Source organism: Hymenobacter cellulosivorans (assembly GCF_022919135.1).
In the GTDB taxonomy this organism is placed as follows: domain Bacteria; phylum Bacteroidota; class Bacteroidia; order Cytophagales; family Hymenobacteraceae; genus Hymenobacter; species Hymenobacter cellulosivorans.
This window is the reverse complement of the sequence record NZ_CP095049.1, coordinates 3,114,834-3,138,893: the sequence shown is the minus strand read 5'-3', so window position 1 is coordinate 3,138,893 and position 24,060 is coordinate 3,114,834. Positions and strand designations below refer to the sequence as shown.

Sequence of the window (24,060 nt, the reverse complement as noted above, 5' to 3'; positions counted from 1 at the left end):
CCTTTTCCGCCGCGCTACTCCATGCTTCTCAGCGTCATCATTCCCACCTACAACGAGGCTGCTGGTATTGCCAATCTGGTCCGGCAGCTGCACCAGTATGCGCCTACCGGCGCGGTAGAAGTGCTGGTAATAGATGCCAACAGCTCCGACGGCACGGCCGAATTGGCCCGGCAAGCCGGCGCAACGGTACTGCTAAGCCCTAAACCCGGCCGCGCCGCCCAAATGAACTACGGCGCCCAGCACGCCACTGGCAACATTCTTTATTTCGTGCATGCCGACGTAGGTATTCACCCCGACTACGTGGCCACCATCCGGCAGGCGGTAGCCGAGGGCTACGAAGCGGGCTGCTACCGGTTCCGCTTCGACTCCCGCCACCCGCTGCTGCGCCTCAACAGCTACGGCACCCGCTTCCAGGGCATCATGAGCCGGGGCGGCGACCAGACCCTGTTCATCACCCGCGGCTTGTTTGAGCGCCTGCACGGCTTCGACGAGCACTACTGCATCATGGAGGACTTCGACATCATCCGGCGCATTCGGCGGCAGGCCCGCTTCCTGATTGTGCCCCAGGACGTGGTAGTGTCGGCCCGCAAGTACGAAACCAACAGCTGGCTGCGCGTGCAGCTAGCCAATCTGACGGCCTTTTCGCTGTTTTTCCTCAACGTGGCCCCCACCCGCATTGCCCGCACCTACAAGGCCATGCTCAACTACCGCTAATGCTGCCCAAAGTTCTCGTTACCGGCGCGGGCGGCTTTCTGGGCCGTCACCTCGTGGAGCAGCTCCTGCGGCGGGGCTACCCGGTCCGGGCCCTGGTACGTAGCGCGGCAGCTTCTGGCCCGTTGCCCCCGCTTTCGGCCCTACCCATCGAGGTCCAGGAAGGTGATATCACGCAGTACGCTACCGTGGCCGGCTGCGCCGATGGGTGCGGGGCCGTAGTCCACGCCGCGGCCCTGGCCCAGGTCAATCCGGCCCGTAACCCGGCCGTGTGGGCCGCCAACCTGACCGGCACCGAGAACGTGCTGCAGCTGGCCCGGCAGGCCGGCGTCAGCCGCTTTGTGTACGTGGGCACGGCCAACGTTTTCGGCTTCGGCACCCAAGCGCGGCCCGGCGACGAAACCAAGCCCTACGCCGGCCGGCCCTACGGCCTCGACTACATGGACAGCAAACAAGCCGCCACCGACTTGGTGCTGCAGGCCGTGACCCGGGAGCAGCTGCCGGCCGTGCTGGTGCATCCCACGTTTATGCTCGGCCCCGGCGACGCCAAACCGACGTCCAACGCCCTGTTGCTGGAACTCTACCGGGGCAAGCTGCCGGGCTACCCACCGGGCGGCAAAAACTACGTGCACGTGCGGGACGTGGCCCAGGCCACGGTGAATGCCCTGACCCAGGGCCGGGTCGGCGAATCTTACATTTTGGGCAATGAAAACCTGAGCTACCGGGACGCTTTTGCCCGCATAGCCCGGGTGTTGGGCGTGGCCCCGCCGCGCTGGCCGTTGCCGGGCGGTCTGGCCATGCTCTACGGCCACTTCTGCGACTTGCAGGCTCACTTGACCGGCCGGCCGGCCCAGCTCAACTCGGCCATGACGGCCGTAGCCAACGACGGGCATTATTTCTCGGTGCAGAAAGCACGCACGGAGCTCACCTTATCCCAGACCAGCCTGGAAACGGCCGTGACCGAAGCCCTGGCCTGGTTTAAAGACCACCATTATGCCTGATTTCCAACCCACTGCTATGGCCGCCCCGGCTCAGCCAATGGCTATCTGGCCGCCCCTGACGGGGGCCTCTGGAGGATTCGGGGGCAAGGTGGCCATTGTCACCGGCTCTGAATCAGGGATTGGGCGCGAAACAGCCCGGCAGTTGGCGCAGCAGGGCGCGGCCGTGGTGCTCAACGGTCGTAATGCTGAGCGCCTGGAAACCACCCGACAGGAGTTTGAAGCCGCCGGCCTGCCCGTAGCCAGCTGCGTGGCCGACGTAACCGACTATGCGGCCTGCGAACTGCTCATTGCCACGGCCATCCAGGCTTTTGGTCGGCTCGATATACTCATTACCAACGCCAGCATTTCCCAGCGGGCCTACTTTGCCGACATGCAGCCCGAGGTATTCCGTCAGGTGCTCGACAGCAACGTGTACGGCTCGGTGTACCCGCTCAAAGCCGCTCTGCCCTACCTAACCCAAACCCGGGGCAGCGTCACGTTTATTTCCTCCATTTCGGCCCTGAACGGCATGCCCAGCGGCTCGGCCTACTGCGCCGGCAAGGCAGCCGTGTCGAACCTGGCTCACACCCTGCGCCTGGAACTAGCCCACACCGGTATCCACTTCGGCGTGGTCCACATCGGCTTCACCCAGAACGACCCGGAAAAGCGCGTCCTCGACGCGGCCGGGCAGCCCGTGCCCATTGCCCACCGCCCGCCCCGTTGGCAAAAGTCGCAGGCCGAGGTGGCGGCCATTATCCTGAGCCACATCCGGCGGCGGCGGCAGCGCACCGTTATTTCGGCCCTGGGCCGGCTTATCGTGCTGGTGCACACCTGGCTGCCCCGCCTCGGCGACTGGATTGTGCTCAAGACCACGCAACGCCTGCGGCATTTTTACGAATGATGTTCCGGCAACAGAACCCCGGCAGATGTGTTAACTTGTTCGCCGGGCCCCATTAGCCAAACTAGCCCGCTTTTTTTGCCCATCCGGGCTTACATGCCAATCTGAGAGGCTACCCAATTTCGTAGCTGCCCTAAGCTGAAAGCGGCGGGCACCTTCCTGGACAGCACTTCATAGTCGGCGCGCATTCTTCCTTTTCATCTAACGCTACTCTTTCTCATGGAGCAACATATTCAGGCCCAGGTTCAGGACTATTATGGCACCGAGCTGCAAACCAGCCACGACCTGAAAACCAACGCCTGCTGCACCGACGATATTCCGGCGGCCCACAAGCAGATTCTGGCCCAGCTCGAAACGGAAGTGCTGGAGAAATACTACGGCTGCGGGGTCTGCATTCCCTCGGCCGTGGAAGGCCTCACCGTGCTCGACTTGGGCTCGGGCTCGGGCCGCGACGCCTACTTGCTGTCTAAGCTGGTCGGGGAGCAGGGCCGCGTCATCGGCGTAGATATGACCGAGGAGCAGCTGGCCGTGGCCCGGCGCCACGTGGCGGCCCACACTGAGCGGTTTGGCTACCGGCAGCCCAACGTGGAATTCCGCCACGGCTTTATCGAAGACCTGCTCTCGGCCGGCCTCGACGACAACAGCGTGGACTTGGTCGTCAGCAACTGCGTGCTGAACCTGAGTACCGATAAGGCCGCCACCTACCGCGAGATTTTCCGGGTGCTCAAGCCCGGCGGGGAGCTGTTCATTGCCGACGTATTCTCGGACCGGCGCGTGCCCGAAAACCTGCGCCAGGACCCGGTGCTCTACGGCGAGTGCCTCAGCGGGGCTTTGTATATCGAGGATTTCCGCCGCCTGCTGCGCGAGTTGGGCATCCGCGACTACCGCCTTACGGCCCAGCGCCGCCTCACCATCGGCAACGCCGAGATTGAGCGCAAAGTCGGCAACATCAAGTTTTACTCTCTTACGGTGCGGGCCTTCAAGCTCGACCTGGAAGACCAGTGCGAGGATTACGGTCAGGTGGCCACTTACCTGGGCACTTCCCCCGACGAGCCCCACAGCTTCACCCTCGACGACCACCACGTGTTCGAAACGGGCCGCCCGGTGCTTGTCTGCGGCAACACCGCCGACATGCTCACGCTGACCCGCTACGGCACCCATTTCCGCGTGGATGGCACCAAAAACCAGCATTTCGGCTTATTCCCCTGCGGCCCCGCTCCTGCCAGCACCGCCGCGGCCACCGAAACCACCGGCAGCTGCTGCTAACCCCGGTTTGCCTGCTACTGCTTTACTACCGAGCTCATGATTAAGTCCTTGAGGGCCACGGGCCACCAGCTGGCCGATTCGTCGTTTCAACTCACCGTGCTGCGCCGGGAAGTAGCCGACACGCTGCACCTGCCCCTGTTTCACGAGAAGCTGGGCGGCGCGGGCCTGTTTCCGCTGACGCCCGTGGCCCCGGCCGTGCTCCAGATCAACGTGGGCAAGATGTGCAACCAGGTCTGCAAGCACTGCCACGTGGATGCTGGCCCGGACCGCAAGGAAATCATGACCCGGCAGACCATGCAGTACTGCCTCGACGCGCTGGCCCAAACCGACATTCCGACGGTGGATTTGACCGGCGGAGCCCCGGAAATGAACCCCGACTTCCGCTGGTTTGTGGAGGAAATCAGCAAGCTGGGCCGCAAGGTGCTGGTGCGCTGCAACCTGACCATCATTGTAGCCAACAAGAAGTACTACGACCTGCCCGAGTTCTTCAAAAAGCACGGCGTGGAAGTAGTCAGCTCCCTGCCCTTCTATAGCGCGGCCAAAACCGACAGTCAGCGCGGCGACGGGGTGTTTGAGGACTCGATTCGGGCCCTGAAAATGCTCAACGCCGTGGGCTACGGGCAGGAAGGCTCGGGCCTGGTGCTGAACCTGGTATACAACCCGGCCGGGGCGTTTTTGCCCGGCGGGCAGAAGGGCTTGCAGGACCAGTTTAAGCGGGTGCTGCTCAAGGACCACAGCATTGTGTTCAACGAGCTGTACGCCATTACCAACATTCCCGTGAGCCGCTACCTCGATTACCTCATCGAGTCGGGCAACTATGCGGGCTACATGGAAAAGCTGGTCAACGCTTTCAACCCCGCGGCCGCGGCCGGCGTGATGTGCCGCAACACCATTTCCGTGGGCTGGGACGGCGGCCTCTACGACTGCGACTTCAACCAGATGCTGGACCTGCACGTGGCCAGCCCCGTGCGCCACATCCGCGACTTCGACGCGGCCATTCTGGCCCAGCGCGGCATCGTGGTCAACCAGCACTGCTACGGCTGCACGGCCGGGGCCGGCTCCAGCTGCGGCGGCACTGTGGCCTAGCTTTTATTCGTTTTAAACTGCTATCCTCCGGCTTATGGCTAAACACCTACTCATTTTTGCCCGGCACCCAGCGCTGGGCCTCGTCAAGACCCGCCTGGCGTATACCGTGGGGGAGGCAGAGGCCCTGCGCGTATACGAGGAGCTGCTAGACCATACGCGCGCGGCCGCCGATGGGGTAGCGGCTACCAAAACCCTGTGGCTGGCCGGTGAACCGCCTTTGGGGCCCAATGCCTTTACCGAGTGGCAAGCCTACGAGCAGCGGCCCCAACCTACCGGGGAGCTCGGGGAACGAATGCACCAGGCCTTCGGCGCCGCTTTTGCTGAAGGCGCCACCCGCTGCGTCATTATCGGCACCGACTGCCCCGAGCTAACCAGCACGCACTTAGAGCAGGCCTTTGCTCACCTCGCCAGTCACGACGTAGTTGTGGGCCCGGCCCTGGATGGTGGCTATTACCTATTGGGCATGAACACCTTAATTCCTGATTTTTTCCAGAACAAAGCCTGGAGTACCGACACCGTGCTGGCCGATACTCTGGCTGATGCCGACCGCCTCGGCCTGCGCGTGGCCCAACTGCCGCCCCTGAGCGATGTAGACACCGCCAGCGACCTGCTGGCCTGGCAAAGCCGCCGGGGTTAAGCCTGTATTGGAACCTGGTAGTAATAAAAAACGCCTGCTCGATGCAGGCGTTTTTTATTGGCGGCAAAGTCCGTCCCTATACCGCCTGGGCCTGAAAGCCAGCGTCTTCAACCAGGGCAATAACCTGGGTTTCGTCTAGCTCCCCGGTGATGGTCAGGATCTTATCCGGGCTGGTCGTATCGACTTGCCAGGAGCTAATGGCCTGCTCGCCGTTCAGAGTGGGCGTTACGGCTTTGATGCAGCCGCCGCAGTTGATGTTGGTTTTGAATTGCAGGGTTTTCATAAGAGCAAAATTGGGCCGCCCGGAGTCGGGCGGGTTCGGCATAATAAACACCCAAAAGTACTGCCCTGTGCCGCCCGGCGGGTACAGAATTGCGCCGGCAACTTGCAGGATTTCTCCCGCCGGTAGGCTCAAAGCGACCCTGCGGGTTGCCCGGCGTTCTGGGCAGCAGGTGGCATCAGAGGCTGGGCGGCCAGTTCCTGCGGGTGGCTGTCCAGGCTGACTTCGTGGTGGCCCCGCTGGTACTGGGCCAGGGCTTTTTCGCCCAGCAGCCAGAACACGACCGGCGTGACAAGGATGTCGAGGAAGGTGGAGGACAGCAGGCCGCCGAGAATGACGGTGGCTACGGGATAGAGAATTTCCTTGCCCGGCGCGTCCTTGGCCAGCGTGAGCGGCACCAGGGCCAGGGCGGCCACCAGGGCCGTCATCAGCACCGGCACCAGGCGCTCCAACGAGCCCCGGATAATCATTTCCTTACTGAACTTCTCGCCCTCGTGCTCCACGAGGTGGATGTAGTGCGAAATCATCATAATGCCGTTGCGCGAGGCAATGCCGGTGAGGGTAATAAAGCCCACGAGCGAAGCTATGCTGAACGTGCCGCCGGTGAGCAGCACCGCTACCACTGAGCCAATCAGAGCCAGCGGAATGTTGAGCATGATCTGGGCCACCAGCAGCCAGGACTTGAAGTGAGAAAACAGCACCAGGAAGATGCCCGCCAACGAAAACAAACTCAGCCAGAGAATCTTCTGGGCCGCCGACTGCTGACTTTCGAACTGCCCACCATAGGTCAGGTAGTAGCCTGGTGGCAGCTTGATTTGCTCCCGGATGCGGGCCTGCACTTCCTGCACGGTGCTGCCCAGGTCGCGGCCGGCCACGTTGAGTGAGATGGTAATGCGGCGCTGGGTGTTTTCGTGGTTGATGGTGTTGGGCCCAGGCTCGTAACTCACGTCGGCCACTTGGCTCACCGGAATCAGGGCCCCGGCCGGCGTTTCGATGCGGGTGTTATGTATGGTAGCCACGTCGTTGCGCTGGTTTTCGGGTAGCTTCACAATCAAATCGAAGCGCTTCTGCCCGTCGAGCATCTGCGACACGACTTCGCCCTGAAACAGCGTCTGCAAGGTGGCTACTACCTGACCCCGCTCCAGGCCGTAGGCTTGCAGGGCCGCGTCGCGGGGGCGCACCAGCAGCTGCGGAATCTGCACCTGCTTCTCCACTTGCAAATCGACCACGCCGGGCACCGAGCCGGCCGCCGCGCGGATTTCGTTGGCGTAGCGGCGCAGTTCGAGCAAGTCGTTGCCAAAGACTTTGATGGCTACCTGGGCCCGCACGCCCGAGAGCAGGTGGTCGAGGCGGTGACTGATGGGCTGGCCGATGTTCACGTTGACGCCCGTTATCAGGCTTAGGCGCTGGCGCAAATCGGCCAGGATTTCGTCCCGGCTGCGCATGGTCCGGCCTTCTTTTTCCAGCTCCTCCTCAGTTTTGAAAGCCACCTCGATTTCGGAGTTGTTCACCGATTCGGCGTGCTCATCGAGCTCGGCGCGGCCGGTGCGGCGGGCGGTGTAGGCCACTTCCGGCAGTTGCAGAATCTGCTGCTCGCCCAGGGTGCCCAGCTTATTGGATTCGGAGAGCGAAGTACCGGCCGGCGCCGAGAAGTTGACTGTGAGCGAGCCTTCGTTGAAGGGCGGTAAAAACTCGGTGCCAAAAAACGGCACCAGGGCCGCGGCCACCGCAAACAGGATGGCCGTAGCGGTCAGCACCAGCCGGGGCCGGGCCACCCCCCAGTGCAGCAGGCCGGTATCCTTGCGCTTGAGCCAGCGCACCAAGCCTCCCTCCTGCTCGGCCTGTCGTATTTGCTTCATACGCGGCAGCAAATAGTAGCACAGCACCGGCGTGACCGTCAGGGAAACAAAGAGCGAAGCCACGATGCTGGTGATGTAAGCAATGCCCAGCGGGGCGAAAATCCGGCCTTCCATGCCTTCGAGGGCAAACAGCGGCAAAAACACCAGCACCACAATAATGGTAGCGTACACAATAGAGTTGCGCACTTCGGAGGAAGCCGCGTAAATCACCTGCAACGCGGGCTTGGGCTGGGCCAGCTGCTGATTTTCGCGCAGCCTTCGAAACACGTTTTCCACGTCCACAATGGCATCGTCGACCAGCTCGCCGATGGCAATGGCCAACCCGCCCAGGGTCATGGTATTGATGCTGATGCCGGCCAGACGGAACACCAGGGCCGTAACCAGCAACGACAACGGAATGGCTACTAACGAAATAAAAGTGGTGCGCACGTTCAGCAAAAAGGCCAACAGCACGATAACTACCAGAATGGCTCCGTCGCGCAGAGCTTCTTCCACGTTGCTAATGCTGGACTCGATAAAGTCGGCCTGTTTAAAGAGGCGGGTGTTCACCTGCACATCCCGGGGCAAAGAAGGCCGCAGCTCCACCAAAGCTTTTTCCACGGCCTGAGTCAGCCCCACGGTGGCGGCGCCGGGTTGCTTTTCGATGCTCAGAATTACGGCCGGCTGCCCGTTTACGCTGCCGTCGCCACGCTTGAAGCGGGCCCCAAACTCCACGTTGGCCACCTGCCTGACCGTAATCGGCGAACCTTCCCGGTAGCCCACAATGATGTTCTCAATATCCTGGACGGAGTGCAGGCGGCCCAGGTTGCGGATCAGCACTTCCGAGCCGTTGCGGTCAAAGAAGTTACCGGTAGTATTCAGGTTGGAGCGACGCAAGGCGTCTTCTACCTGCGTGATGGTCAGGCCCACAGCGTTGAGGCGGGGCATATCCAGCAGCACCTGATACTGCAGATTGTCGCCGCCGATGGGAATTACCTGGGCCACGCCGGGAATGCTGAGCAGGCGCTGGCGCACAGTGTAGTTGGCCAGGGTGCGCAGGTCCGCAGCGGTGGTTTTTTCGTTGTTCGTTGCTGGTTGTTCGTTTTTAGGCTCAGGCCGCGCAGGGGTAGTTGTTGACAATCCAACGAGCATGATTTGGCCCATGACCGAGGAAATAGGCCCTAGCACGGGCGTGATGCCGGCGGGCAGTTGCTCGCCAACGGTCTGCAGCTTTTCGGCCACGATTTGGCGGGCGGTAAAGATGTCGGTGCCGTAGTCGAATTCCACGAACACCATGCCCAGGCCGATGGCCGAGTTGGAGCGCACCGCCGCCACACCGGTGGCCCCGTTCAGGGCCGTTTCTACGGGCAGCGTCACCAGGGCTTCCACTTCCTCGGGGGCCATGCCGGCTGCTTCCAGAAACACCGTCACCCGGGGCCGGTCCAGGTCGGGCAGCACGTCCACGGGCAGTTGCCGGGCGGTATAGGAACCGGCCACGAGCAGGCCCACAGCCAAAGCCAGCATGAGCAGGCGGTTTTGCAGGGCAAAGCGGATGATATAATCCAGCATCTTCTAGGGAGATGGTGAGGTAGTGAGGTGGTGAGATGGTGAGGTTGATATCCAAATCGCGCCAGTAGCGCCAGCAGAACGACAACTCACTATTTCACCATCTCACCACCTCACTGATTGAGGTAGATGGACTTGAGCTGGTAGGTGCCGACGCTTACCACCCGGTCGTTTTCGTTGATGTCGCCGCCGAGCAGCACGGTTTGCTCACCGTTGGCCGCGCCGGGCTGCACGTAGTGGATTTTAAAGGTCTCGGGCGCGGTGTGCACGAAGACTACGGGCTTGCCATTGAGGTCGGTGAGGGCCGTGGTGGGCACTACCAGTTGCTTTTCGGCGCTACTGCCGGCTCCCAGCACCTGCACGTTGACGGCCTGCCCGGCCCGAAACAGGTTGCTGCCGGCCGCGTCCAACTCCAGAATCAGTTGCCGGGCCTGGTTCACCGGGTTTACCACGTTGCTGAGTACTATAAGCCGGGCCGGGGCGCTACCGCTCTGTCCCTGCAGGCCTTCCACCCGAAACTCGGCCCCGGGCGTGATGCCGGCCAAATCCTGGGCAAAAACCTGGGCTTCGACGCGCAGCTTGCCTGGGTTCAGCACCCGAAACAATTCGTCGCCCTGGGTTACCTGCTGGCCCACGGCCAGGCTGAACACGTCGATGGTGCCGCTGATGGGTGAGGTAATAGTCACGCGGCGGGTACGGGCCTGCCCGTTGAGAATAGCCGCGTTTTGCCGGGCCTGGCGCAGGCGCAGCTCGGCGGCTACCACGTCCTTGCGGGCGGCAATGTCGGCTATGGTTTGCAGGCGGTTGTAGTCCTGCTGGGCGGCGCGCAGTTCGGCCTGGGCGTTGGCCTGCTCGGTGCTCAGCCCAATCTGCTGGGTGGCGTCCAGGGTCTGGTCGATGACGGCCAGGGGCTGCCCGGCCTGCACCAGTTGGCCCACCCGCGCCGCCAAACTCACGATGCGGCCCGTCTGGGGCACCACGATGCGGCCCTCTCCCCCACTGGCCGCCGCCACGGTGCCGTACAGCGTCAGGCGGCTGTAGGTGGCAGAGTAGCGGGCCAACTCGGTGCGAATACCGAACAGAAACTGGCTTTCCTTGGGCAAGGCTACGGCATCGGTCAGAGCTACGCTGCCCGGGGCAGCGGCCGTATTGCCGTGGTCTTCGCCGCCGTGGGCCCACAACTGGGCGGGCGGGGGCAGCAATACGCTCAGCACAAGGCCCAAGACAGCAGTGGCAGCCAGGAGTTTAGGCGTGGTTTTCATACTCAGCAGGCGAAGTAGTGGTGGAAATAGTAGCCGGGCGGTGGTGGCGGCGCATCAAAAAAGCGGTGAGCACAATGCCCAAGGCAAAGGCCCCGAGCAACAGCAGGATGTTTTGCCAGGATGAAAACAGGGAAGGCGCTGCCACTGCAGGTCCGGCGGCCACGGGTAGCTTTTTGCCCACTTCCACCCCCGAAAGCAGCATAAGGTCGGCCCGGTCACCGGCCACGATGTTGACGGCCAAACTGTACTTCTGATTGACCGGAAACTGCCCTTCCACTAGGTAAGAGCCCGGCGCTTTTTCCGTGACGGTGAACTTCAGGTCCGCAGCTTCCGGGCTGGTCACGGTTATTTTCGCACCCTGAACGGGGGCGTTGGTAGCGTAGTCCGACACGAACAGGCGCATGTCGGCCGGGGTGCCTTTTTCCAGAGGCTCGAAGCGCAGCAGCAACTCAAACTTCTCGGACAGGGCCGCCACCGAAAACGTAGTAGCTACCGGGCCAGCCGAGGGGGCGGCCGTGCCGCCGTGGTCTTCGCCCCCGTGGGCGTAGGCCCCGGTAGTCAGCAGCAGGGCCAGCAAAAACAGCAACAGATTCTTCATTAGGACCCCCGCAGGTAGTTTAGTGCAATGATGGCCTGCCCATAGTCGCGGATGGTGGTCAGGTAGGCGTTCTGGATGGTAAAGGCCTGGTTCAGGCTTTGAATTAGGGCCAGGTAGCTGATTTCGCCGGCCCGAAACAGGCGTTGCGCCTGGCTGATAATGGCCCGGGACTGGGGCAGGCCGGTTTGCTCGTAGTAGCTGAGCGAGGAAGCAAATTTGCGGGTGTCGGCCAGGGCCTGCTGGTACGCGGTGCCCAGCTCCAGGCTTTGTACTTGCAGCTGGGCCTCGGCCGCCTTGCCCCGGGCCGTGGCCGCCTGCAGCTGGGCGCGGTAAGTCCAGAACCAGACCGGCACCGATACGCCAAACTGCAGCCGGTACTTCAGGGCCGAATTCTCGAAGGCCTGGTTCTGGTAGCCTACCGTGAGGGCCGGAGTGCGCCGGGCCCGCACCAAACTGACACCCGACTGACTCAGAGCCACATTCTGCCGGTAATAGGCCAGCGTGGGGCTCTGGGGCACGGCGGCACTATCCTGCGCGGGCAGGGCCGCCAGCAACTCCGTGCCGGTGCGGGCCAGCGCGGGGCCGGTTTGGCGCAAGTCGGTGTCGGCCACCAGGTCGGCCTCAGGTTGGCCGAGCAGCAGCCCGAGCCGGCGTTGGGCGGCCTGCCGCTCGATGGTGGCTTGGTCGAGCTGGTTGCGGATTTGGCGGGCCTCGGCCTCGGTGCTTACCCGTTGCAGAGCCGTTACTTCCCCGGCAGCGTAGAGGCGGTTGGTGGCGTTTTGCAAGGCCTGAAACAAACTATCCTGGTAGGTGAGCTGCCGAACTTGGGCCTGGGCAAATTGCAGGCTGAGGTAAGCTTGGCGCACGTCGCGGCGCACGGTGGCGCGGTTTACGTCGCGGCCCCGCTCGGCCAATGTGAGGCTGGCCTGAGTGGCCTGGGCCTGGCGGCGGTACACGTTGGGCAAGTCAATGGTCTGGACCACACCCGGCGCCCACCGTTCCCCCGTGGGGGCCGAAAGCAGAAAGTCGGGGTTGGCCGGGGCGAAGGAGCCGCGCTTCAGGGCGCGCTGCTCGGCTATTTCCTCGGCCGATTGGCGCAGGCGCGGGTGCTGCCGCAGGGCTTGCTGCTCGGCGCTGTCGAGGCGCACCACTACCTGCTGGGCCCGGAGCGCGCCGGCACCCAGCAGCCCGAGCAGTAAGTGGCCGATTCGAAGTGTGTTCATTGGAAAGTGTGGAAACAAAGGCGGCGCGGCCTTAGCGGGAGAGTAGTGCGAAGCTCTGCTTCACGCATCGCCGCACAATCATTAATAGCAAGGCACCATTGCTCGTCGTGCCACGATGCGCAAAGCAAAGCTCCGTGCCACCAGGCGCCGGACTAGGCTTTTTTCTCCAGGTTCATGCCGCACTTAGGGCACTTGCCGGGGGAGTTGCTGGGCGCACTGTCGCCCATGGGGCACTCGTAAATGGCCGCGGCGGGCTTGGTTTCCCCGCCGTTTTTGGTCTGCCAGGCCTTGAACTGCTTGATTTCCTGCTCCTGGGCCGTAATCATCTGCTGGGCCAGTTGCTTGAGCTTGGTGTCGCGGCCGTGGGCCAGCTCCGCCTTGGCCATCTCCACGGCGCTCTGGTGGTGCGGTATCATCAGGGCAGCATAATCCTGGTCGACGTTGCCGCTGGCCGGGCCCATGTTGGTCATCATCCCGTCCATGGAGGCCTTCATCTGGCTGGTGAAAGGGTCAGCGGGGTCTTCGGGCTTGTAGTTGGCCGGGGCGCCGTCGAGGCGGGTGGCAAATTCCTCCAGCGCCAGAATTTCCTGCTGCTGGTCGGCGTTGATTTTCTCGGCCATAGCCCGCAGGGTGGCGTCTTTGCCTTCCTTGAGCTCCAGAGCCGACATTTCGACGGCCCCCTTGTGGTGGGCCATCATCATGTGGGCAAAGTCGTGGTCGGTGTTGCCGGCGGCCGGCAGGTTGTCCATGTTTTTCATCATGCCGTGCATCAGCCCCATCATGTCGGGGGCGGCCGCGCCGTGGTGCATGGCCGAGTGGCCGGCACCGGCAGCCGAATCAGCGGCGGCCGCGGTACCGGCGGTAGTGCTGGTTTCGGCCGATTGGTTGTTGCCGCAGCTGCTGAGCAAGAGGGTACCAGCCGACAGGGCAGCGAGGAAGAAAGCGGAGGTTTTCATGGGTATTGGAGAAAGTAAAGAGGGAGAAAAGCCGGGCTTAGGCCGCCACGTTGATGGTGAAGTCGGCGGTATGAATCTGCCCGCCGTGGTTGAACTGCAGGAAGACGCGGTAGAGGCCGGGCGCTTCGAAAGTGGTGTTGAAGCCGATGGTGGGACCTTTGTCGGCCTGGTCGTTGGGGTGCACGTGCAGGTACTTTTCAGTGTCCTCACTGATGACCACCACGTGGCCCAAAGCCCCGAGGTAGTTGTCCAGATTCGTCACCGGCTGCCCGTCCTTGGCCAGGTTGATTTTCATGCCCAGCAGCTGGCCCACTTTCAGGCCTTTGTCGAAAGAAAGCGTGGCCTGATAGCCCTGCCCGCGCCACTGCATCTGGTCTTTACTGAACGTGACGGGCGTGTATTTCGGCCCGCTCACCGTGAGGGACTGGCGGCCAAGCTGGTGGCCGCTGCCGTCGGGCGTGTAGTCTTGAAACAGCACGTAATCGCCGCCTTTGGCGAAGGTGAAAGGCACGCGGTAATTACCCTGGGCCGTAAATTCGGGGTGTTCGTGGTAAAACTGCGAGAGGTCCTTGCTAACGATAATCAGGTGCATCTTCTTCTCGTGAACCACGGCCAGCGGTACTGGGGCTTTCTCGTTGCCTACCTCCTGGGGCGTGAAAGCCAGCTGCACCGGCTGCCCGGCGGCGGGCTGGGCAGGTGTGGCCGTCAGCTGCATCTGGTAGGTTTTGCCGTTGTCGGCCTTGTCGGTGTGTTCTAGGTTCATGCCGCACTTGGGGCAGCTGCCCGGTTTGTCGCTGATGACCTCGGGGTGCATCGGGCAGGAATAGGTGTGCGCCCCGGCGTGCTCGGCACCAGCCGCAGTAGGTGTGGCCTCAGAAGTAGCAGTGCTGCTGGCCGAATCGGAGGAGCAGCTAGCCAGGAAAAACAAGCCGGCCGCAGCCAGCGCAGAAAGAAATACGCGGTTCATAGTCAGAAGAAAAAAGGGAGATGAAGCGGCCCAGGTGGGGCCGGCAAGGCGCTCAGGGCGCTAGCAGTTGGCTAGCGTGGCCAACCATGTTTCGAAGCAGCAAAGGGTTTCGGGGCCGGCGGCAGGCCGGGGCCAATTCAGACCCGGACAAGCGGCAAAAGCCCGCTACACAGCCGCGCCCCGGCCCGCCCCGGACATAGCAAGGCCATGCGGGTACGAACCGGGGCGCAACAAAGCACTCAGACCGTCAGGGACTGGATGAAAATGCGGATATCGGGGATTTTGGGGGGCAAGTAGTGCCCAGGTACGAGCACGACGTTGCCTGCAACATCCCACTGGCCGGCGGCGGGCCGGAAGTGGAAGTCCTGCACGGCCGGCAGCAAGGCCGGGGTGGGCATAGCAAAGCCCTTGTCGTTCGGCTTAGTCAGGGCCGAGAGCAGCGAAGCCGACTTGTCTTTGCAGCAATCGTGCTTGCCGGCTGGGGCGTGGGCCGGGGCTTTGTGGGCTTTTTGCGGGCCGCTGGCTTTGGCGTGGCCGTGGCAGCTGGGCTTAGCAACCGGCACCGGCGCAGTATGGCACGGGGCCGGCTGAGCGGCGCGGGCAGCCGGTGCGGTGAGCGTCGCGCACCAGCACTGCCCCACGAACACGTTGACGAAGACGACCAGAAAGGTCGTCGCCAGCAAACGGCGCAAAGGGAACAGGCTACGAAACATGACGGGCAACAAACGAGGCACTACGCTCCCGCAAAAGTAGAAAACCAGCGGCGAAAGTCGGCGGCTCATTCTTTACTACCAAAACCGGCAAAGGGTTCCATTGGGTACGGAAGACCGGCGGTGAAAAGGCTGGAAAAAGACGCTAGGAGGAAACTGGTGGCTGCTTCTCCCCTGGTTTAGCGAAACCAGGCCGACCAATATTCTGCAAGTATGCAGCGCAATTATGTAAGTCGACTGCCGTGGGCCCTATACAAATTATGCAAGATTCTGGCAGGATTCCGTACCAACTTCCGCCCGGCGGCCTTGTTCCTTTGTATGGTCCCGAGGCAAGCCGCTCCCGGCGGCCACCGGGCCCTTTCCCACTTTGATTTAGCTGTGTTGCTATGAATACTTCCGCTCCCGAAACCACGACTCTCGACATCGAAGGCATGACCTGCGCCTCCTGCGCAGCCTTCGTGGAGAAGTCCCTGACCCGCACACCCGGCGTGCAGAGTGCCTTGGTGAATTATGCCACCGAAAAGGCCACCGTGCAGTACTTGCCCGACCAGGCCTCCCCCAATACCCTCAAAGAAGCCGTGGTAAAAGCCGGCTACGGCGTGACCGAGCGCGCCCCGGACACCAGCGCCGCCGACCGCCAGGCCGCCATTGACAAGCAGAAAGCGCAAGCCTACCAGCAGCTTAAGCGCCGGTTCTGGGTGGCCGTGGGTTTGTCGGTGGTAATTATGCCGCTGAGTATGCTCATGCTCTGGCCTGCCCTGATGCAGCGCATCAATATGCAAACACTCAACTACCTGCTGCTGCTGCTCACGCTGCCGGTGCTGCTCTACAGTGGGCGGGAGTTTTACGCCTCGGCCTGGAACGGCTTTCGCCACCGCGCCGCCAACATGGATACCCTGATTGCGGTGGGCACTGGGGCCGCGTTTCTCTACAGCCTGGCCGCCACCGTGGCGCCGGGCTGGTTTACGAACCGGGGCCTGATGCCCGAAGTCTATTACGACACCACGGCCACCATCATTGCCCTGATTCTGCTGGGCAAGGTGCTGGAGCAACGGGCCAAAACCCAAACTTCAGCCGCTATTAAAACCCTGCTGGGCTTGCAGGCCAAAACGGCCCGGGTGGTGCGCCCCGGCGGCCAGGAAATCGACGTACCCATCGAGCAGGTGCAGCTTCATGACGTGATAGTAGTGCGCCCGGGCGAGAAAGTGGCTACCGACGGCGTGCTGCTGGAAGGCACCTCAGCCGTGGACGAGGCCATGCTGACCGGGGAAAGTCTGCCGGTGGAAAAGCAGCCGGGCGACCCGGTTTTTGGGGCCACACTCAACAAAACCGGCTCCTTCCGCTTCCGCGTTACCAAAGTGGGGGCCGACACGATGCTGGCCCAGATTGTGAAGCTGGTGGAAGACGCCCAGGGCAGCCGGGCCCCGATTCAGCGCCTGGCCGATAAAGTCAGCGCCATCTTCGTGCCCACGGTCATTGTCATTGCCATTCTGACCTTTGTGCTCTGGTTTGATTTGGCTCCGGTGGAAAGCCGTTTGCCGCTGGCCTTGGTCAACTTCGTGGCCGTGCTCATCATTGCCTGCCCCTGCGCCCTGGGCCTGGCCACACCCACGGCCATCATGGTCAGTACCGGCAAGGGTGCCGAGCACGGCGTACTTATTCGCTCGGCCGAAGCCCTGGAAAAAGCCTACCAGGTCAACACGGTGCTGCTCGACAAAACCGGCACCATCACCCGTGGGGAGCCTGCCGTGACGGACTTTGCGGCCGCGCCCGGCCAGGACGCAGCCCGCCTGCTGCAGCTGGTAGCCGCCGTGGAGCGGCAAAGTGAACATCCGCTGGCGGCCGCCGTTGTCCGCTACGCCGATGCCCAGCACTACACCGCGCTACCCGCCACCGACTTCCGGGCCGTAGCCGGCCACGGCGCCGCCGCCACGGTTGAGGGCCAAACGGTGCTCATCGGCAACCGCCGCCTGCTAACTGCAGAAGCAATTGCGCTAACGCCGGAATTAGAAACGCACGCCCAGCAGCTGCTCAGCCAGGCCAAAACCGTGCTTTACGTGGCCATAGACGGCCAGGGCGTGGGCGTGCTGGCCGTGGCCGATACCGTGCGCGACACTTCCGCCGCAGCTATCCGGCAACTGCAACAGCAAGGCATCGAGGTGGTGATGATGACCGGCGACAACCCGCAAACGGCCGCCGCCGTGGCCGGGCAAGTGGGCATCACGCGCTACTTTGCCGAAGTCTTGCCCCAGGACAAGGCCAGTAAAGTGCTGGAGCTGCAGGCCGAAGGCCGCACTGTGGCTATGGTCGGCGACGGTATCAACGACGCGCCGGCCCTGGCCCTAGCCGACATCGGGCTGGCCATCGGCGCGGGTACCGACGTGGCCATGGAAGCGGCCGGCATCACCCTCATGCGCTCCGATTTGCAGGGCGTGGTTACGGCTATTGCCCTGAGCCGGCAAACGATTCGCGTTATTCGCCAGAACCTGTTTTTCGCCTTTATCTACAACACGCTAGGCATCCCCGTGGCAGCCGGTCTGCTTTACCCGGTCTTTGGCTGGCTGCTTTCGCCCATGCTGGCGGCTGGGGCCATGGCCCTGAGCTCGGTATCGGTGCTAACCAACTCCCTGCGTCTGCGCGGCTTTACGGCCCGGTAGGGTTATCGCCAGACTGAACGTCATGGCAACTGGCTGACGCTTCAGGCAAAATGGAAAATCGTGCATACTGACGCTGTCACTTGGTGCGCAAAATACCTCCTATGAAGCTCAAGCAGCTTCTCAGAATGGTGTAGCGCGAAGCAGAGCGTCGCGCCGCATTCAACCGGTTGCGTACCGCATGTATAACTTCTCTGGAACCCTCATGGATACTACCGAAATTCTTGTTACGCTGGGCGGGCTGGGCCTGGCTGCGTATGTCATCTGGTACTTCTTCTTTTCGACCCGCCATATCACGACTGCCGTGTCCGGCTCGGGCGGTATCCAGGCGGTAGCCATTACCGTCAAGGGAGGGTACTCGCCCGACGTAATAGAGGTGGAGTGGGGTCAGCCCGTGCAGCTGAGCTTCTACCGTGCCGAGGACAACAGCTGCTCCGAGGAGCTCCTGATTCCGGATTTCAGCATTCGCCGGGAGCTGCCCGCCTTCCAGACGACGCTGGTGGAGCTGCTGCCCCAGCAGGCCGGCCGGTTTGAGTTTACCTGTGGCATGGGCATGCTGCGCGGCAGCCTGGTCGTGAAATAGCGGCCTGGGCCTGGGTTGCGGCCCGGGAAATGTCCACTTTTGCAGCCGCCCCGGGTGAAGTAGCCGGGGCAGTCAGGCTTAGATGAACAATTCCTCCCGCTTTACTCTTCCGCCCTTGCCCGCCGTGTTGCTCGCCATTGTAAGCGTGCAGGCCGGAGCGGCTATTGCCAAGGGCCTATTTCCAGTGCTCGGGCCGGCTACGGCTGCTAGCCTACGGATCGGCTTATCGGCGGTGGTGCTGCTGGTGGTAGTTCGGCCGAAGCTGGGGCAGCTGCGCGCGGCCCAGTGGCGCGAGGTAATTCCCTACGGACTGGCGCTGGGCACGATGAACTTCCTGTTTTATGAGGCCCTGGCCCGGATTCCGCTGGGTTTAGGCGTTACACTGGAGTTTATTGGACCGCTGAGTCTGGCCCTGGCGGGTTCGCGGCGCTGGTTCGACTTTGTGTGGGTGGCGCTGGCCGCGGCCGGCATTGCTCTGATTGCGCCCTGGGGCGGGCAGGGAATCGACTTGCTGGGCATGGTTCTGGCGCTGGCCGCCGGTGGGTGCTGGGCGGTGTATATCGTGCTGGGGCAGCGCACGGCAGCAGCTCTGCCGGGCCCGGTAGCCGTGACGGTGGGCATGCTGTTTGCGGCCTTGCCGGTGCTGCCGTTTGGGGTAGGCAGCGGCGGCCTGCTGGCCCTGACGCCGCATTTGCTGCTGTTGGCGGGTTTGTTGGCCCTGTTTTCCAGCGTGCTGCCCTTTTCACTGGAAATGCAGGCTTTGCGCACCATGCCCACGCGTACCTTCAGCATCCTGATGAGCCTGGAACCGGCCGCCGCCGCCCTTTCTGGCTGGCTGCTGCTGGGCGAAAACCTGACCGTTGCCCAATGGCTGGCGGTACTTTTCATTGTGGTGGCCAGCGCGGGCTCAACGCTTACCACCAGCCGCCCGCAGCCCGCGCACGGCGGCGAATAAGGTAGCGGGCGGCCTTACCAAAGCAGGTATAGCAAAACTGACTGCTGCGCGGCTAGCCGCATTTGGGCAAATGCCGTCTACCTTTGATTACAGCCTCATTCTTTCTGCTTTATCCGAACTAGATGCTGCTTACCATTACTACTACCCACCAGCCCGCCACCGATTTGGGCTACCTGCTGCACAAGAACCCGGCCCGCCTGCAAACCCTGGAAGTAGCCGGTGGCCAGGTGCATATTTTCTACCCCGAAGCCACACCCGAGCGGTGCACGGCGGCCGTGCTGCTCGATATTGACCCCGTGGCGTTGGTGCGCAACCACCGCGGGCCGGCCGGCGAAGGGTTTGCCCTGGAGCAGTACGTCAACGACCGGCCCTACGTGGCCTCGTCCTTTCTGAGTGCGGCCCTGATTAAGGCCTTTAACACGGCCATGAACGGCACCTGCAAGGACCGCCCCGAGCTGCCCGAGGTGTTGCTGCCCCTGGAAGCTACCGTAGCCGTGATGCCCGCGGCCAGCGCCGAGCAGCTCGTGCGCCTGTTTGCGCCCCTGGGCTACGAAGTCGAAACCGAGGCCCACGTCCTGGACCCGACGGTGCCCGACTGGGGTAACAGTCGCTACTTCACCCTGCGCCTGCGTCACTCGGCCCTGCGCCTGCGCGACTTGCTCAGCCATCTCTACGTGCTGATTCCGGTGCTCGACAACGACAAGCACTACTGGGTAAATGCTCAGGAGGCCGAGAAGCTGCTGCACCGGGGCGCGGCCTGGCTGCCCCAGCACCCCGACCGGGAGTTTATCACCCGCCGCTACCTGCGCAACCTGGCCGAGTACGTCAACCCGACCCTGGAACGCCTGCTCGCCGGCGACGAAGCCGCCGCGGACGACTCCCTGGAAGACATTTTGCCGCTGGCGGCCGAAGCGGAGGACAATTCCGGAGAAGCCGAACTCCCGACGCCCGACCAACCCGAGCCGGCCGCCGCAAAGCAGAAGCTCCACGATGTGCGCCTGGACCGGGTAGCCGAGGAAATTCGCCGCCTGGGTGCCAAGCGCGTGCTGGATCTGGGCTGCGGGGAAGGCAAGCTGGTGCGCCGCCTGCTCAAGCTGCCCCAGGTAGAATCTATTCTGGCCATGGACGTGTCGATGCGGGAGCTGCAGCGGGCCCAGGAGCGGTTGCACGTGGCCGAAATGCCGCCGCGGCAGCGCGAGCGGCTCACTCTCGCGCAAGGCTCGGTGCTCTACCACGACCCGCGCCTGGCCGGCTACGACGCGGCCGCCGTGGTAGAGGTCATAGAGCACCTCGACGAAAACCGGCTGGCGGCCTTCGAGCAGGTGGTGTTTGCCCGCGCCCAGCCCGGGGCTGTACTGGTAACTACGCCCAATGCCGACTATAACCAGCGCTACGAGCAGCTTTCAGCCGGCGACTTCCGCCACACCGACCACCGCTTTGAGTGGAGCCGGGCGCAGTTTGCAGAGTGGGCCACGGGCGTGGCCGAGCGCCACGGCTACCACGTGCGCGTCGAGCCCCTGGGACCGGAAGCGGCGGAATTCGGGGCTCCCTCGCAGCTAGCGGTGTTTGAGCGGTAAGCCAATCAGCAGGCGGGGCGGATTATTTATAGCCGCTTCATATTCTGCGCAATCTGGTAGCGTCGGAGCGCATCTTCGGGACTGTAGATGACGATTTTCTCTAGCAGGTAGCCGTCTTCAGCGTTCTGAAACAGGAAAGCTGCCCGCTTTTCAACCATTAGCAAGGGCGCTGCATAGCCAGGGTTTGGTCCTTCTTCATACTCCCAGCCCCGGCTGGTTAAAAGCTTCCGGACTGCTCCCAAAGTTACCCGATTGTTGATCCAGCCAAAGTCCAGATACTGCGTTTCGGCAGCTGGTTCAATGGCCCATACTTGGATAATCAGCTGGCTCAAACCCTGGTAATAATCCTTGGTAAAATAGAGCTCGACTTCATCCAGGTTTAAAAGCGGAGTTTTGCTCTGCCGACCTTCCCGGATATCGTTGGCCATGTGCGGCCATATTCGTAGGAGGTCCGTTTCGTTCATCCCCCAGAAGAGTGGACTGATGTCATCTTCTCTGATAAGTCGTTCGATTGATAGTTTCATTTGGCAGGCACTGGAAATAACAGAGTTTGCCCATTTTTACTGAGCCTTATTACTAGCAAAACTGCGCAATAATAAGCCTGTACTCCTTCCCCATGCCCTACACGAATATTAAGCTGCCCGAACTTTCCCTGGTGTTGCTCATCGGCACGTCCGGGGCGGGCAAGTCTACTTTTGCCCGCCGCCTGTTCCGGGGTTCCGAAATCGTGTCGTCGGACCAGTGCCGGACGCTGGTGTCGGATGACGAAAACGATCAGGCCGCTACCCCCGATGCCTTTGCCCTGCTGCACTACCTGGTAGGTCTACGTCTCAAGCGCGGCCTGCTCACCGTGGTGGATGCAACCAACGTGCAGCCCGAAGCCCGCAAAACCCTGGTCCAGCTGGCCCGCGACTACCACATGCTGCCCACGGCCATCATCCTCGACGTGCCCGACCGAGTAGCCGAGGACCGCAACCGCGCCCGGGCCGAGCGGCAGCACATGGGCCGGCACGTGGTGCCGCAGCAGCGGCAGCAGTTGCGCCGCTCCCTCAAAACCCTCAAGCAGGAAGGCTTTCGCCACATTTTCCATTTGCGCGGCACTGAGGAAATCGACGCCGTGCAAACCATCGTGCGCGACCCGCTTTACAACAACCGCAAGCAGGATACGGGCCCCTTCGACATCATTGGTGACGTGCACGGCTGCTACGACGAGCTGCTGCAACTGCTTGATAAGCTAGGCTATACTGTGGAAACGGCGCCCACTCAGGACGCCCGCGACCTGGGCGTGCGCGTGACGGCTCCCAAAGGCCGCCGGGCCCTATTTCTGGGTGACTTGGTGGACCGGGGCCCGGCTTCCCCGCAGGTGTTGCGGCTGGTCATGAGCATGGTGCAGGGCGGACAGGCCCTGTGCGTGCCCGGCAACCACGACATCAAGCTGCTGCGCTACCTCAACGGCAAGCAGGTCAACGAGAAGCACGGCTTTGCCGAAACCGTGGCCCAGCTGGCCCTGGAATCGGATACGTTCAAAAGCCAGGTGCGGCAGTTCTTGGACGGGCTGGTGAGCCACTACGTGCTGGATGGCGGCAAGCTGGTGGTGGCCCACGCCGGGATGCGGGAGGAAATGCAGGGCCGGGGCTCGGGCGCCGTGCGGGCCTTTGCCCTGTTTGGCGAAACCACCGGCGAAATCGACGAATTCGGCCTGCCGGTGCGCTACAACTGGGCCGCCGAGTACCGCGGCCGGGCCATGGTGGTCTACGGCCACACGCCCGTGCCCGACCCCGAATGGCTCAACAATACCATCGACATTGATACTGGCTGCGTCTTCGGCGGCCGCCTCACGGCTTTGCGCTACCCCGAGCGAGAATTGGTGGCCGTGCCCGCCGCCCAGGTGTACTGTGAGCCGGTCCGCCCACTGGATTACCTGCGCCGGTTGGCCGAAGCCAACAATCAAGCACCAGAAACCAACAACCTAACTGCCCAACAGCAGCACGACGAACTGCTCGACATCACCGACGTGCTAGGCAAGCAGATCATCAAAACCCGCCTGCTGCCCTCGGTGACCATCCGGGAGGAAAACGCCACAGCCGCGCTGGAGGTCATGTCGCGCTTTGCCCTGAACCCGAAGTGGCTGCTCTACCTGCCGCCCACGATGAGCCCGTCGGAAACCAGCGCTTTGCCCGATTTGCTGGAGCACCCGGCCGAAGCCTTCGACTACTTCCGCCGCCAGGGCCTGAGTCGGGTGGTGTGCGAGGAAAAGCACATGGGCAGCCGGGTAGTAGTGGTGTTGGCCCAGAGCGAAGACGCCGCCCGGCGCCGCTTCGGCGTGGTAGGCGAAGGTCCCGGCAAAGTCTACACCCGCACCGGCCGCAACTTCTTCAACGACCCGGCGCTGGAAGCGGCCTTCCTGGAAAAGCTGCAGGCGGCCCTGACGGCGGCCGGGTTCTGGGAACGGTTTCAGACCGACTGGCTCTGCCTCGATGCCGAGCTGCTGCCCTGGTCGGCCAAGGCCCAGGAGCTGATTAAAAATCAGTACGCCGCCGTAGCTGCGGCAGCCACCGCTGCTTTGCCCGAAGCTGCCGCCGTGCTTACCCAAGCCGCCACCCGGGGCCTCGACGGCGTGGAGGCGCTGCTGGCCCGCACCTCGGCCCGGCAAACGGCCGCTCAGCACTACGCCGAAGCCTACCGCCGCTACTGCTGGCCGGTGGAAAGCCTGGCCGATTTGCGCCTGGCCCCGTTTCACCTGCTCGCCACCGAAGGCAAAACCTACTTCGACAAAGACCACGCCTGGCACATAGAAACCCTCCGTGCCTTGAGCCAGGCCGACGAAAGTCTGCTCCGGGCCACGCCCTACCGCGTAGTACACCTAGGCGACATTGCCGACGTGGAAGCCGCCACCCAGTGGTGGACCAACCTGACGGCCGCCGGCGGGGAAGGCATGGTGGTGAAGCCCTACGACTTCATCCCCGAAGGAAAAACCCTGGTACAGCCGGCTCTCAAGTGCCGGGGTCGGGAGTACCTGCGCATCATTTACGGCCCTGATTATTTGCTACCCGGCAACCTGGAGCGCCTGCGTGAGCGGGGTGTGAAAGCCAAGCGCAACCTGGCCTTGCGCGAGTTTACCCTGGGCGTGGAAGGGTTGGAGCGGTTCGTGGCCGGGCAGCCGCTGCGGGCCGTGCACCAGTGCGTATTCGGGGTGCTGGCCCTGGAAAGTGAGGCCGTCGACCCGCGGCTGTAGGTGGTAGTTGTTAGTTGCTTGTTGTCAGTTGTTAGGAGCAGAGGTCAGCACGAACTAACAACTGACAACAAGCAACTA

20 protein-coding genes are annotated in these 24,060 nt (G+C 62.8%); 11 read left to right on the top strand and 9 right to left on the bottom strand.

The window, feature by feature from the left end; translation table 11 throughout:
* Positions 1-21: 21 nt before the first annotated feature.
* From MUN80_RS13350 to MUN80_RS13325, 6 genes are all read left to right on the top strand, one after another.
* Complete coding sequence (locus MUN80_RS13350) at positions 22-714, top strand: TIGR04283 family arsenosugar biosynthesis glycosyltransferase (RefSeq protein ID WP_244713559.1); 693 nt, start codon at positions 22-24, stop codon at positions 712-714.
* Positions 714-1,712: an NAD-dependent epimerase/dehydratase family protein gene (locus MUN80_RS13345; protein WP_244713557.1), complete on the top strand. Its 999-nt coding sequence runs from the start codon at positions 714-716 to the stop codon at positions 1,710-1,712. The genes MUN80_RS13350 and MUN80_RS13345 overlap by 1 nt, the downstream gene beginning before the upstream one ends.
* Entirely contained in the window at positions 1,705-2,592 is an 888-nt protein-coding gene (locus MUN80_RS13340; RefSeq protein WP_244713555.1) for an SDR family oxidoreductase, read from the top strand. Before MUN80_RS13345 ends, MUN80_RS13340 begins: the two co-directional genes overlap by 8 nt.
* 216 nt (positions 2,593-2,808) lie before the next feature.
* Positions 2,809-3,855, top strand: coding sequence for a methyltransferase domain-containing protein (locus MUN80_RS13335; RefSeq protein WP_244713553.1), 1,047 nt, complete (start codon positions 2,809-2,811; stop codon positions 3,853-3,855).
* A gap of 39 nt (positions 3,856-3,894) precedes the next feature.
* Positions 3,895-4,941: an arsenosugar biosynthesis radical SAM (seleno)protein ArsS gene (gene arsS, locus MUN80_RS13330; RefSeq protein ID WP_244724891.1), complete on the top strand. Its 1,047-nt coding sequence runs from the start codon at positions 3,895-3,897 to the stop codon at positions 4,939-4,941.
* Between the two features lie 34 nt (positions 4,942-4,975).
* On the top strand, positions 4,976-5,578 hold the full coding sequence (locus tag MUN80_RS13325) for a TIGR04282 family arsenosugar biosynthesis glycosyltransferase (RefSeq protein WP_244713551.1): 603 nt from the start codon (positions 4,976-4,978) through the stop codon (positions 5,576-5,578).
* A 76-nt stretch (positions 5,579-5,654) separates the two neighbouring features.
* Here the strand turns inward: MUN80_RS13325 and MUN80_RS13320 are convergent, their stop codons facing one another.
* The 8 genes from MUN80_RS13320 to MUN80_RS13285 form a co-directional block, all read right to left on the bottom strand.
* Complete coding sequence (locus MUN80_RS13320; protein WP_244713549.1) at positions 5,655-5,861, bottom strand: heavy-metal-associated domain-containing protein; 207 nt, start codon at positions 5,859-5,861, stop codon at positions 5,655-5,657.
* Positions 5,862-5,989: 128 nt separating this feature from the next.
* Entirely contained in the window at positions 5,990-9,265 is a 3,276-nt protein-coding gene (locus MUN80_RS13315; protein ID WP_244713547.1) for an efflux RND transporter permease subunit, read from the bottom strand.
* A gap of 110 nt (positions 9,266-9,375) precedes the next feature.
* The gene (locus tag MUN80_RS13310; RefSeq protein ID WP_244713545.1) at positions 9,376-10,524 is read right to left on the bottom strand and encodes an efflux RND transporter periplasmic adaptor subunit; all 1,149 of its coding nucleotides are present in this window, start codon (positions 10,522-10,524) and stop codon (positions 9,376-9,378) included.
* A complete protein-coding gene (locus MUN80_RS13305) occupies positions 10,508-11,122 on the bottom strand; it encodes a hypothetical protein (protein WP_244713543.1) in 615 nt (204 codons plus the stop codon). The genes MUN80_RS13310 and MUN80_RS13305 overlap by 17 nt, the downstream gene beginning before the upstream one ends.
* On the bottom strand, positions 11,122-12,345 hold the full coding sequence (locus MUN80_RS13300; protein ID WP_244713541.1) for a TolC family protein: 1,224 nt from the start codon (positions 12,343-12,345) through the stop codon (positions 11,122-11,124). Before MUN80_RS13300 ends, MUN80_RS13305 begins: the two co-directional genes overlap by 1 nt.
* Before the next feature lie 152 nt (positions 12,346-12,497).
* Positions 12,498-13,301, bottom strand: a complete 804-nt coding sequence (locus MUN80_RS13295) for a DUF305 domain-containing protein (RefSeq protein WP_244713539.1) — start codon at positions 13,299-13,301, stop codon at positions 12,498-12,500.
* Between the two features lie 37 nt (positions 13,302-13,338).
* Positions 13,339-14,268: a DUF8832 domain-containing protein gene (locus MUN80_RS13290; protein ID WP_244713537.1), complete on the bottom strand. Its 930-nt coding sequence runs from the start codon at positions 14,266-14,268 to the stop codon at positions 13,339-13,341.
* Positions 14,269-14,507: 239 nt separating this feature from the next.
* Positions 14,508-14,981 carry a hypothetical protein gene (locus MUN80_RS13285; protein WP_244713535.1) on the bottom strand — a complete coding sequence of 158 codons (474 nt, stop codon included), beginning with the start codon at positions 14,979-14,981 and terminating at the stop codon, positions 14,508-14,510.
* 383 nt (positions 14,982-15,364) lie between these two features.
* Between MUN80_RS13285 and MUN80_RS13280 the strand changes: the two genes are divergently transcribed.
* The 4 genes from MUN80_RS13280 (at position 15,365) to MUN80_RS13265 (ending at position 20,747) form a co-directional block, all read left to right on the top strand.
* Entirely contained in the window at positions 15,365-17,635 is a 2,271-nt protein-coding gene (locus MUN80_RS13280) for a heavy metal translocating P-type ATPase (protein WP_244713533.1), read from the top strand.
* A gap of 202 nt (positions 17,636-17,837) precedes the next feature.
* Positions 17,838-18,215, top strand: coding sequence for a cupredoxin domain-containing protein (locus MUN80_RS13275; RefSeq protein ID WP_244713530.1), 378 nt, complete (start codon positions 17,838-17,840; stop codon positions 18,213-18,215).
* Positions 18,216-18,297: 82 nt separating this feature from the next.
* Positions 18,298-19,170: an EamA family transporter gene (locus tag MUN80_RS13270; protein WP_244713527.1), complete on the top strand. Its 873-nt coding sequence runs from the start codon at positions 18,298-18,300 to the stop codon at positions 19,168-19,170.
* A 122-nt stretch (positions 19,171-19,292) separates the two neighbouring features.
* Complete coding sequence (locus MUN80_RS13265) at positions 19,293-20,747, top strand: 3' terminal RNA ribose 2'-O-methyltransferase Hen1 (RefSeq protein ID WP_244713523.1); 1,455 nt, start codon at positions 19,293-19,295, stop codon at positions 20,745-20,747.
* A 26-nt stretch (positions 20,748-20,773) separates the two neighbouring features.
* On the opposite strand, the gene MUN80_RS13260 is transcribed toward MUN80_RS13265, so the two are convergent.
* Complete coding sequence (locus MUN80_RS13260; RefSeq protein ID WP_244713519.1) at positions 20,774-21,271, bottom strand: hypothetical protein; 498 nt, start codon at positions 21,269-21,271, stop codon at positions 20,774-20,776.
* A 92-nt stretch (positions 21,272-21,363) separates the two neighbouring features.
* Here MUN80_RS13260 and MUN80_RS13255 point away from each other — a divergent pair, with 92 nt between their 5' ends.
* Positions 21,364-23,982 (top strand): polynucleotide kinase-phosphatase, encoded by a 2,619-nt coding sequence (locus tag MUN80_RS13255; protein WP_244713516.1) that lies wholly within the window; start codon positions 21,364-21,366, stop codon positions 23,980-23,982.
* Positions 23,983-24,060: the final 78 nt, after the last annotated feature.

What these genes read in the sequence shown, in the direction of transcription:
- MUN80_RS13335 (WP_244713553.1), top strand. Translation starts at nt 2,809, where the DNA reads ATGGAGCAACATATTCAGGCCCAGGTTCAGGACTATTATGGCACCGAG.
- MUN80_RS13270 (WP_244713527.1), top strand. Translation starts at nt 18,298, where the DNA reads ATGAACAATTCCTCCCGCTTTACTCTTCCGCCCTTGCCCGCCGTGTTG.
- MUN80_RS13290 (WP_244713537.1), bottom strand. Translation starts at nt 14,268, where the DNA reads ATGAACCGCGTATTTCTTTCTGCGCTGGCTGCGGCCGGCTTGTTTTTC.
- MUN80_RS13320 (WP_244713549.1), bottom strand. Translation starts at nt 5,861, where the DNA reads ATGAAAACCCTGCAATTCAAAACCAACATCAACTGCGGCGGCTGCATC.
- MUN80_RS13350 (WP_244713559.1), top strand. Translation starts at nt 22, where the DNA reads ATGCTTCTCAGCGTCATCATTCCCACCTACAACGAGGCTGCTGGTATT.
- MUN80_RS13345 (WP_244713557.1), top strand. Translation starts at nt 714, where the DNA reads ATGCTGCCCAAAGTTCTCGTTACCGGCGCGGGCGGCTTTCTGGGCCGT.
- MUN80_RS13300 (WP_244713541.1), bottom strand. Translation starts at nt 12,345, where the DNA reads ATGAACACACTTCGAATCGGCCACTTACTGCTCGGGCTGCTGGGTGCC.
- MUN80_RS13265 (WP_244713523.1), top strand. Translation starts at nt 19,293, where the DNA reads ATGCTGCTTACCATTACTACTACCCACCAGCCCGCCACCGATTTGGGC.
- MUN80_RS13295 (WP_244713539.1), bottom strand. Translation starts at nt 13,301, where the DNA reads ATGAAAACCTCCGCTTTCTTCCTCGCTGCCCTGTCGGCTGGTACCCTC.
- MUN80_RS13340 (WP_244713555.1), top strand. Translation starts at nt 1,705, where the DNA reads ATGCCTGATTTCCAACCCACTGCTATGGCCGCCCCGGCTCAGCCAATG.
- MUN80_RS13255 (WP_244713516.1), top strand. Translation starts at nt 21,364, where the DNA reads ATGCCCTACACGAATATTAAGCTGCCCGAACTTTCCCTGGTGTTGCTC.
- MUN80_RS13315 (WP_244713547.1), bottom strand. Translation starts at nt 9,265, where the DNA reads ATGCTGGATTATATCATCCGCTTTGCCCTGCAAAACCGCCTGCTCATG.
- MUN80_RS13275 (WP_244713530.1), top strand. Translation starts at nt 17,838, where the DNA reads ATGGATACTACCGAAATTCTTGTTACGCTGGGCGGGCTGGGCCTGGCT.
- MUN80_RS13280 (WP_244713533.1), top strand. Translation starts at nt 15,365, where the DNA reads ATGAATACTTCCGCTCCCGAAACCACGACTCTCGACATCGAAGGCATG.
- MUN80_RS13260 (WP_244713519.1), bottom strand. Translation starts at nt 21,271, where the DNA reads ATGAAACTATCAATCGAACGACTTATCAGAGAAGATGACATCAGTCCA.
- MUN80_RS13310 (WP_244713545.1), bottom strand. Translation starts at nt 10,524, where the DNA reads ATGAAAACCACGCCTAAACTCCTGGCTGCCACTGCTGTCTTGGGCCTT.
- MUN80_RS13305 (WP_244713543.1), bottom strand. Translation starts at nt 11,122, where the DNA reads ATGAAGAATCTGTTGCTGTTTTTGCTGGCCCTGCTGCTGACTACCGGG.
- MUN80_RS13285 (WP_244713535.1), bottom strand. Translation starts at nt 14,981, where the DNA reads ATGTTTCGTAGCCTGTTCCCTTTGCGCCGTTTGCTGGCGACGACCTTT.
- MUN80_RS13325 (WP_244713551.1), top strand. Translation starts at nt 4,976, where the DNA reads ATGGCTAAACACCTACTCATTTTTGCCCGGCACCCAGCGCTGGGCCTC.